Raw genomic sequence first — 7,083 nt, 5'->3', positions numbered from 1 at the left:
CCGAGATCGAGCGCACCGACTCCGACTGGGACCGCGAGAAGCTGCAGGAGCGCCTGGCCAAGCTGGCCGGCGGTGTCTGCGTCATCCGCGTCGGCGCCCACACCGAGGTCGAGCTCAAGGAGAAGAAGCACCGCATCGAGGACGCCATCTCGGCGACCCGCGCGGCCATCGAGGAGGGCATCGTCGCCGGTGGCGGCTCCGCCCTCGTCCACGCCGTGGCCGCCATCGACGCCCTCGGGCTGGAGGGCGACGAGGCGACCGGTGCGAACATCGTGCGCAAGGCCGCGGCCGAGCCGCTGCGCTGGATCGCCGAGAACGCCGGCATGGAGGGCTACGTGGCCGTCTCCAAGGTCGCCGACCTCGAGCCCGGCAACGGCCTCAACGCGGCGACCGGCGAGTACGTCGACCTGTTCAAGGCCGGCGTCATCGACCCGGTGAAGGTCACCCGCTCCGCACTGCGCAACGCCGCATCGATCGCGTCGATGGTGCTCACCACCGACACGCTCGTCGTGGAGAAGAAGGAAGAGGAGCCCGACGCCGCCGGCGGTCACGGCCACGGCCACGGCCACTGAGCCACACGGCATCCCGCGACGGCCCGTCCCCACCGGGGGCGGGCCGTCGCCGTGCCGAGGGGTATGCCGTCCCGGGGGCGCGTGCGCACCGCTCCACCACCCGGCGGCCCCGGCTAGGGTCGCCCGTATGCGGCTGCTGGGTGTGCTGGGCGGGATGAGCTGGACGAGCACGGCCGAGTACTACCGGCTCCTCAACGAGGGCGTCGCCCACCGGCTGGGCGGGCTCCACTCCGCGCGTCTGCTGATGCACAGCGTCGACTTCGCCCCCGTGGCACAGATGCAGCACGACGGCGACTGGGACGGCGCGGCGGAGGTCCTGGCCGAGGCGGCACGCGGCCTCGAGCGGGCCGGGGCGCAGGGCCTGCTGCTCGCCACCAACACGATGCACAAGGTCGCGGACCGGGTTCAGTCGGCGACGTCGATCCCGCTGTTCCACATCGGCGACGCCACCGCGCGCCGGGTCCGCGAGGCCGGGCACCGCCGGGTGGGGCTGCTCGCCACCGCGTTCACCATGGAGCAGGACTTCTACACCGGGCGGCTTGCTGCGCACGGACTCGAGGTGGTCCTGCCCGACGAGCGGGGCAGGGCGGACGTGCACCGCGTCATCTACGAGGAGCTGTGCCACGACGTCGTGCAGGAGGAGTCACGGGCGCGCTACCGCGAGGTGATGGCCGCCCTCGCGGCCGACGGCGCGGAGGCGGTCGTGCTGGGGTGCACCGAGATCGGCCTGCTGGTGGGCCAGGACGACGCGACCGTGCCGCTCTTCGACACGACGGCCATCCACGCCGAGGACGCCGTGTCCTGGATGCTGGCTAGTCCCTGACGACCTTCAGGAGCGCGCCGGCGTACTCGACGGTCATGCCCGGCCGGATCTGGCGACCCCGTCGGTGCTCGACCTCGCCGTCGACGCGCACCTCGTTGTTGTCGATGACCATGCGGGCCATGGCGCCGTCCTCGACGACACCGGCGAGCTTGAGCAGCTGACCGAGACGGATCGACTCGTCGCGGATGGGGACCTCGATCGGCGCGCTGCTCACGCCGTGGAGTCTAGGCGGGTCAGCTGGCCGCCGGCACGGGCTGCCGACCGGAGTAGTGCGCCTCGCGCTCGTCCTCCGTCAGGGCACCCCAGACGCCGTACGGCTCCCTGACGCGCAGGGCGTGGTCCCGGCACTGGACCAGGACCGGGCAGCCGAGGCAGACCTCCTTGGCGGCGGAGTCCCGGGTGCGTCGCGCAGACCCGCGCTCGCCCTCGGGGTGGAAGAACACGTCCGGGTTGACCCGGCGGCAGGAACCCTCCAGCTGCCAGTCCCAGAGGTCGGCCACAGGCCCCGGCAGTCTCGACAACTCAGCCACTGTTACCCCGCCTCTCTGCGGCACGATGCCGCATGTTGGGGACGCTACCCCCGGCTGACCTGCGCAAACAGAGGACCTGGGTCAAAACTTGTTCAAGACTTGCGCCCCACCGGCCACGGCCCCACCAGTGGTGCTCCCAGGCCGCGGCAGGCGCTGGCCGGGGGCTCTCCCGGGCTCGACTACCATGGGCCAATGAGCAACGGAACGTCCCCTGTCCCCGCTCCGTTCGCCGAGATCGGCCTGACCTACGACGACGTCCTGCTGCTCCCCGGCCTGAGCGATGTCATCCCGAGCGAGGTCGACACGACCGCTCGCCTGACCCGCTCGATCAACCTGCGCATCCCGCTGGTGTCAGCCGCCATGGACACCGTCACCGAGGCGCGGATGGCGATCGCGATGGCCCGCGAGGGCGGCCTCGGCGTCCTGCACCGCAACCTCTCGATCGAGGACCAGGCCTACCAGGTCGACCTGGTCAAGCGGACCCAGACCGGCCGCATCCCGAACCCCATCACCATCGGCCCGGACGCCACCCTGGAGCAGCTCGACCAGGTCTGCGGGGAGTACCGCGTCTCGGGGCTCCCGGTGGTCGACCACGACCAGACGCTGCTCGGCATCATCACCAACCGCGACCTGCGCTTCATGCCCGTCTCCGAGTGGGCGACGACCCGCGTCCGCGACGTCATGACCCCGATGCCGCTCATCACCGGACCGGCCGACATCGACCGCGAGACGGCGACGTCCCTGCTGCGCCAGCACAAGCGCGAGCGGCTGCCCCTCGTCGACGAGGCCGGCCGCCTGGCGGGCCTGATCACGGTCAAGGACTTCGTCCGCTCCGAGCAGTTCCCGAACGCCAGCAAGGACGACCAGGGGCGGCTCCTCGTGGGGGCCGCCGTGGGCTACTTCGGCGACGCCTGGAAGCGAGCGACCACGCTCATCGAGGCCGGGGTCGACGTCCTGGTGGTCGACACCGCCCACGGCCACGCCAACCTCCTCCTCGACATGGTCAGGCGGCTCAAGGCCGACACCGCGACCGCCCACGTGCAGGTCGTCGGCGGTAACGTCGCCACCCGGGCCGGTGCGCAGGCGCTCGTCGACGCCGGCGTGGACGCCGTCAAGGTCGGTGTCGGGCCGGGCTCGATCTGCACCACCCGTGTGGTCGCCGGAGTCGGGGTGCCCCAGGTCACCGCCATCCACGAAGCCGCCCAGGCCTGCAAGCCGGCGGGCGTCCCCGTCATCGGCGACGGTGGGCTGCAGTACTCCGGCGACATCGCCAAGGCCCTGGTGGCGGGCGCCGACACGGTGATGATCGGGTCACTGCTCGCCGGCTGCGAGGAGAGCCCCGGCGACCTCGTCCTCGTCAACGGCAAGCAGTACAAGTCCTACCGGGGGATGGGTTCGCTCGGCGCGATGTCCTCGCGCGGCAAGAAGTCCTACTCCAAGGACCGCTACTTCCAGGCCGACGTCACCAGCGACGACCAGCTCGTGCCGGAGGGCATCGAGGGCCGGGTGGCCTACAAGGGCCAGGTGTCGGCCGTGGCGAGGCAGCTCATCGGCGGCCTGCACCAGTCGATGTTCTACGTCGGGGCGCCGAGCATCCCGGAGCTGCAGGAGAAGGGCCGCTTCGTCCGGATCACCCCGGCGGGGCTGAAGGAGAGCCACCCGCACGACATCCAGATGGTCGTCGAGGCGCCGAACTACTCAGGCCGCTGACGCCGTTCGTGGTGCCCGGCGCTCCGTGCAAAGTGGGGGTGCAGGTTACGCCTAATGCCCGATGGTCGCCGGGGCGCGCTGTCCTACCGTGAGCACACGCCCTTCGGGGCAGACAGCCAGTCGGGAGGACGCTCGGGGGGCGGGGACTTCGCCGCAGCGAGCAGCTGACCACCGGCGAACACTGGCGTCCCGCCGTTGGCCGCCCCCTCACCCGGCGGCGGGGCGCCAGCTGTGCCCCGAGGGCGGCCAGGCTTTCGGCCGCCCGGCGACCGGTAGCATCGCCCGGTGACTGAGATCGAGATCGGCCGTGGAAAGCGGGCCCGCCAGGCCTACTCCTTCGACGACATCGCCGTGGTGCCGTCGCGCCGCACGCGCGACCCCGAAGAGGTGTCGGTGTCGTGGCAGATCGACGCCTACCACTTCGACCTCCCCGTCATCGCCGCCCCGATGGACTCCGTGATGTCGCCCGAGACCGCGATCGCCCTCGGCCGCCACGGCGGTCTGCCGGTGCTCGACCTCGAGGGCCTGTGGACCCGCTACGAGGACCCCACGGCCCTCCTCGCCGAGATCGCCAGCCTCGACCCGGCTCGCGCCACGTCGCGCATGCAGGAGATCTACGCCGCCGAGATCCAGCCCGAGCTGGTGGCGGAGCGCCTGCGCCAGGTGCGCGAGGCCGGCGTCACCGTCGCGGGGGCCCTCAGCCCACAGCGCACCCAGCAGCTCTGGAAGACGGTGGTCGACGCCGGGGTCGACCTCTTCGTCATCCGGGGCACCACGGTCTCGGCCGAGCACGTCTCCGGTCGCGCGGAGCCGCTCAACCTCAAGCGGTTCATCTACGAGCTCGACGTGCCGGTCGTCGTCGGCGGAGCCGCGACCTACACCGCGGCCCTGCACCTCATGCGCACCGGCGCCGCCGGCGTGCTGGTCGGCTTCGGCGGGGGAGCGGCGCACACGACCCGACGGGCCCTGGGCATCCACGCGCCGATGGCGTCCGCGATCGCCGACGTGGCGGCAGCCCGCCGCGACTACCTCGACGAGTCCGGCGGCCGCTACGTGCACGTCATCGCCGACGGGGGAGTGGGCAGCAGTGGCGACATCGTCAAGGCCGTCGCGTGCGGCGCCGACGCCGTGATGCTCGGAGCCGCGCTCGCCCGCTCCACCGAGGCCCCGGGGCGCGGCTTCCACTGGGGCTCGGAGGCGCACCACCCGCAGCTGCCGCGCGGCGAGCGCGTCGAGGTCGGTGCCGTCGCGCCGCTCGAGGAGATCCTCTTCGGCCCGGGCCGGCTCGCCGACGGCACGACCAACCTCATCGGCGCGCTGCGCCGGGCGATGGCCACCACCGGCTACTCCGACCTCAAGGAGTTCCAGCGGGTCGAGGTCGTCGTCGCCCCCTACGAAGGCAGCTGACGAACGGGCGGCGCACCGCCCGAGGGCCCGTCGCGGGCCGGCCACCGCGGTGGGACGGGCCGACTCGGCAGCCGGAGCCGGCCCCGCGGCATACGGAGGCGGGGGCCTCGGCACCGTGACACCATGGCCGACATGGCCAAGGTGGAGCGCCTGAAGAAGTCGGTCTACGAGACCGAGCTGTTCCGCCTGCAGGCCGAGCTGGTGAGGATGCAGGAGTGGGTCCGCCGCGAGGGCGAGCGGGTCGTGGTCGTGTTCGAGGGTCGCGACGCCGCCGGCAAGGGCTCGACGATCAAGCGGGTCACGCAGTACCTCAACCCCCGGGTCGCCCGGATCGTCGCGCTGCCCATGCCCACGGAGCGGCAGCGGACCCAGTGGTACTTCCAGCGCTACGTCGAGCACCTGCCGGCCGGCGGCGAGATCGTGCTGTTCGACCGCAGCTGGTACAACCGCGCGGGGGTCGAGCGGGTGCTGGGCTACTGCACCCCCGAGGAGCACCAGCGGTTCCTGCGGCAGTGCCCGATCTTCGAGCGCATGCTCGTCGAGGACGGCATCCGCCTGCACAAGTACTGGTTCTCGGTGAGCGACACCGAGCAGCAGCGGCGCTTCGAGTCCCGCATGACCGACCCGATGCGCCGCTGGAAGCTCTCACCGACCGACCTGGAGTCGATCAGCCGCTGGGAGGACTACTCGCGGGCCAAGGACGAGATGCTCGTGCACACCGACATCCACGAGGCCCGCTGGAACGTCGTCGAGAGCGACGACAAGCGCCGTTCCCGGATCAACATGATCGCCCACCTGCTCTCCCAGGTCCCCTACGTCGAGGTCGAGCACCCGCGGATGACGCTGCCCGAGCGGCCGGCCCCGCGCGGTTACGTCCGCGCGGACCGGTCCCTGCAGCACACGGTGCCCGACCACGCGGCGACCCTGGGGACCTGAGCCCGACGGGCGCCGCGTGGCCGGGCCACGCGCTCAGCGGGTCCGGCGCCTCACCTGAGCGAGACCTTGATGACCTGGCCGCCAGTCAGGCAGACCGAGCAGGTGCTGACGTAGGCCGAGCCATCGGTGATCACCACGCCGTACGGCGCCTCGAGGTCACCGACCACCACAGTGGGTGAGGTCGAGCCCTTGGGCACCTCCACCAGCGAGCCGACAGGGCCCGACAGCAGTCCTTCGGTGGCGATCTGGACGGCATACAGGGTCCTGCCCTTGAAGGCGAGGTCGGTGACGTTGGTCAGCCCGGAGGCGTACACCGTCGGCTCGCCACTGGCGCCGATCCGCCAGATCGAGGCCGAGCCCTGGGTGAACGGGAAGCCGGTCAGCTGGCTGACGTACCAGGCGCCGTCCGGGCCGCGGACCACGGCGGTGGGCACGGCGTCTGCGCCCTCGTCCGTGGGCTCGAGCGCGGCGACCGTGCGGAAGCGGCCGTCCTCGTTCACCTTGACGATGGCGTTCCCGCCGGCGTCGGCGACGACGAGGCCCTCACCGGCGCGGGACAGACCCGCCGGGTTGCTGTCGACATCGGTGCCGTCGGGGTTCGCGTCGGCCTCGTACGCGAGGACGTCGGCGAACTCCTTGTGCTCGTCGCTGTCCAGCCGCCCGGTCACGACGGTCGCCAGGTGCTCGCCGGCCTTGCCGAAACCGTCGCGCACCTCCTCGTCGGCGCCGAGCCCGATGGTCGCGTAGTAGCGTCCGCCGTCGGTCACCACGAGGTCCATCGGGCCGAGGGCCTCCTGGCCGGCGATGGAGGGCAGCCCGGTCACGACCCGCTTGTCGCGCCCGTGCGGGTTCACCCAGGTGATCGACCCGCTGCTCCCGACGCAGGCGTCGCCGAGGGCGGGATGGGTGGTGCAGGCGCCGTCGCCGCCGCGGCCGGACTCGGCGACGAAGACGTCGCCGTCGGGGGAGACGGCGAGGTTGCGCGGGCTGTGCAGGCCGGAGGCGACGACCCGCCAGGACGGGTCGGCGGCGGCGGGGGCGGCGACCGTGAGGGACAGGGCGACGCCCACGGTCCCGGTGGCGGCGAGGAGGCGCTTGGCGCGCC

Annotated in this window: 8 protein-coding genes; 5 read left to right on the top strand and 3 right to left on the bottom strand. The window is 72.3% G+C overall.

Annotation, left to right across the window (positions count from 1 at the left end):
- Both VIB11_RS13205 and VIB11_RS13200 read left to right on the top strand, forming a co-directional pair.
- Window positions 1-572 (top strand): TCP-1/cpn60 chaperonin family protein (locus tag VIB11_RS13205; RefSeq protein ID WP_332031694.1); only part of this gene is annotated, 572 nt, incomplete at its 5' end.
- Between the two features lie 127 nt (window positions 573-699).
- Window positions 700-1,395: an aspartate/glutamate racemase family protein gene (locus VIB11_RS13200; protein ID WP_332031693.1), complete on the top strand. Its 696-nt coding sequence runs from the start codon at window positions 700-702 to the stop codon at window positions 1,393-1,395.
- Here VIB11_RS13200 and VIB11_RS13195 read toward each other — a convergent pair.
- Window positions 1,385-1,609 (bottom strand): RNA-binding S4 domain-containing protein, encoded by a 225-nt coding sequence (locus VIB11_RS13195; protein ID WP_332031692.1) that lies wholly within the window; start codon window positions 1,607-1,609, stop codon window positions 1,385-1,387. The genes VIB11_RS13200 and VIB11_RS13195 overlap by 11 nt on opposite strands.
- 19 nt (window positions 1,610-1,628) lie before the next feature.
- The gene (locus VIB11_RS13190; RefSeq protein ID WP_332031691.1) at window positions 1,629-1,925 is read right to left on the bottom strand and encodes a WhiB family transcriptional regulator; all 297 of its coding nucleotides are present in this window, start codon (window positions 1,923-1,925) and stop codon (window positions 1,629-1,631) included.
- A 192-nt stretch (window positions 1,926-2,117) separates the two neighbouring features.
- On the opposite strand from VIB11_RS13190, the gene guaB reads away from it, so the two are divergent.
- The 3 genes from guaB to ppk2 all read left to right on the top strand — a co-directional run bounded on the left by guaB (window position 2,118) and on the right by ppk2 (window position 5,978).
- The gene (gene guaB, locus VIB11_RS13185) at window positions 2,118-3,635 is read left to right on the top strand and encodes an IMP dehydrogenase (RefSeq protein ID WP_332031690.1); all 1,518 of its coding nucleotides are present in this window, start codon (window positions 2,118-2,120) and stop codon (window positions 3,633-3,635) included.
- 285 nt (window positions 3,636-3,920) lie between these two features.
- The gene (locus VIB11_RS13180) at window positions 3,921-5,042 is read left to right on the top strand and encodes a GuaB3 family IMP dehydrogenase-related protein (protein ID WP_332031689.1); all 1,122 of its coding nucleotides are present in this window, start codon (window positions 3,921-3,923) and stop codon (window positions 5,040-5,042) included.
- Window positions 5,043-5,174: 132 nt separating this feature from the next.
- Window positions 5,175-5,978 (top strand): polyphosphate kinase 2, encoded by an 804-nt coding sequence (ppk2, locus tag VIB11_RS13175; RefSeq protein WP_332031695.1) that lies wholly within the window; start codon window positions 5,175-5,177, stop codon window positions 5,976-5,978.
- A gap of 50 nt (window positions 5,979-6,028) precedes the next feature.
- On the opposite strand, the gene VIB11_RS13170 is transcribed toward ppk2, so the two are convergent.
- Window positions 6,029-7,083 (bottom strand): ScyD/ScyE family protein (locus VIB11_RS13170; RefSeq protein ID WP_332031688.1); only part of this gene is annotated, 1,055 nt, incomplete at its 5' end.

The organism is Pedococcus sp., assembly GCF_036554925.1.
Classification (GTDB): Bacteria; Actinomycetota; Actinomycetes; order Actinomycetales; family Dermatophilaceae; genus Pedococcus_A.
This window is presented reverse-complemented; position numbering and strand designations above follow the sequence as displayed.

Coding starts and splice junctions, on each gene's coding strand:
- VIB11_RS13200 (WP_332031693.1), top strand. CDS start 700: ATGCGGCTGCTGGGTGTGCTGGGCGGGATGAGCTGGACGAGCACGGCC.
- guaB (WP_332031690.1), top strand. CDS start 2,118: ATGAGCAACGGAACGTCCCCTGTCCCCGCTCCGTTCGCCGAGATCGGC.
- ppk2 (WP_332031695.1), top strand. CDS start 5,175: ATGGCCAAGGTGGAGCGCCTGAAGAAGTCGGTCTACGAGACCGAGCTG.